The 2,056-nt window shown below is 57.6% G+C and carries 2 protein-coding genes; both read left to right on the top strand.

Annotated elements, in window-relative coordinates; all coding sequences use genetic code 11:
• Nucleotides 1-1,080: flagellar filament capping protein FliD (gene fliD / locus TX82_RS12340; protein ID WP_187291969.1), on the top strand; the 1,080-nt coding region annotated here is incomplete at its 5' end.
• Between the two features lie 305 nt (nt 1,081-1,385).
• Nucleotides 1,386-2,056, top strand: a 671-nt coding sequence (locus TX82_RS16385) for a flagellar cap protein FliD N-terminal domain-containing protein (protein ID WP_042251224.1), incomplete at its 3' end; no start/stop codon positions are given.

Here is a 2,056-nt window from a genome sequence, read left to right on the forward strand (position 1 = left end):
AGCATTGTCATCACCGGCAACCAGAGCGGCATCGCAAACGCCGTCTCCGCCGTGTTCGACGAACCGGGACGGGACCAGACTTTCTCCAGCACACAGGCGGCGCAGGATGCGGTCTTCACCCTCGACAACATTCAGTACAACCGCTCCAGCAACATCGTGGACGACTTGATCGACGGCACCACCCTGACGCTCGAGGCCGAGGGATCGGGCACCATCCAGATCAGCATCTCCACCGATGAAATCGAGGACAAGATCGAGGCCTTTGTCGAGGAATACAATGAAATCCTGGCGTTCATTGAAAAGAACGCATTTTTCGACAGCGATACACTGGAAACCGGCCCGCTGTTCGGCAGCGCTTCCCTGCGTCAATTGAAGCAGAACCTCGCCGACCAGGTTTCCGCCAAAGTGCAGGGGCTGAGCGGGGATTTGAATTACCTGTCGACCATCGGCATCGCCACCCGCGGCGACGGCACGCTGGAACTCGATTCCGCCAAGCTGGCCTCCGCCCTGTCCAGTGACCCGCAAGGCGTGATCAACCTGTTCATCACCAGCGGTTCGGCCAGCCACTCGGAAGTCGAGTTTGTCAGCGCCTCCGAATTCACGGAGGAGGGCGAGTTCGAACTGCGCGTCATCGACGGGGTGCCGCACCTCAGAAAATCCGGGGAAACGGAATTCGTGGCGGCGGTGGCGGGTCCGGGGAACACCTACATCGGAGCGCAGGACACCAGCGCCGAGGGACTGGTGTTCAGCATCGACCCGGCGGAACTGGAAACCGACGGCGACAAGGGCACGCTGACCGTCTCCATCGGCATTGCAGAAAAACTGGACCGGGCATTGACGGAAAGCACCCGGGAAAGCGGCGACAGCGCCCTGGCCGCGGACATCAACACCACCACGAAAAAAATCGAGGACCTGAACGAGGTGATATTGATGCTCGACGACCGGTTGAAGCTGTTCGAGGACAACCTGCGTCACCAGTTCATCCGGCTGGAGACCATACTGGGACAACTGAATTCACAGCGGGAAGCAGTTCAGGCCTCTCTGGCCAACCTGCCGGGAGCGCTCAAGTCCTCCAATTAACTGACCGGAAGATGGGTTCATCAGGAGGGCACCCCGCCCTCCTGCCCTTCCTCCCCGGGACGCCAGGCCCCTCCAGATTTTCAGAAAACCGGTACCGGCAAAAAAAATAATTTTGCCCCGCGCCCCGGCCTTATCTATTCTAACCTCGCAGTGGACAATCCTTTTCAAAAAAGGCTGTACCCTCTCCCAAACCCCTGTAGTTTGGTATCGACTTCAAATAAGTCTAAAGGGATTTTTTCAAGCCGTCGATAAATGGGATGAAGGGGGAGGAAGTGAACTTGCAACCAGAATAATCGAGGTGGCTCATGCACTTGTCTTCCTTGTCTGAAATGAAGCACGGATTGGAAACCGCCCGTTCGGCCGAGCAACTGGTCGGCCTCCGCAAAAAAAGTTTACAGACCAAAGCAACGGAACGCACGTTTTACGAACGGCGGCTGGATTTATTGAACCGGCTCGGCGCCATGGTCACGTCGTTCAAATCCACTCTTCGCAATCTCTGCGTTACGATTCCCACGCCCGCCACTCCGGGCAAAACCATCGTCGTCGGAAAAGAAGGAGAATTCATTTCCGACGGTACGGCAGGGCTCGGTCTGCAGGTCAGCGATTCGACTCCGGCCGGGACCTATCGAATTGACATCCACCAGTTGGCGCGAGCGGGGACCGTTCGCTCCCCGCAAACCTTTGCAGGCCCGGACCATGCGTTCACCGGCAGGAGCGGCGTGCTGGTTTTCAAGGCGGGTGCGGAAAGAACCCAGATCGAAATTACGAAAAACGCTTCCCTGCAGGAAGTCGTGGAAGCCATCCATGCAACAGGCGCCAACGTCACGGCAAAATCCGTTTGCGATGGCGGGCTCTACCGCCTTGAGATCAGTGGCAACTTCACCGGGGCGGGGCAGGCGGTGTCTGCCTGTTTTGTGGAGAACAGGAAAAAGTTCGATCTCTTCGGCCTGCTGGAAAAATTTTTCCACCTTCCGGG

Origin of the sequence: Nitrospina gracilis 3/211 (assembly GCF_000341545.2) — a bacterium.
GTDB classification, from domain to species: domain Bacteria; phylum Nitrospinota; class Nitrospinia; order Nitrospinales; family Nitrospinaceae; genus Nitrospina; species Nitrospina gracilis.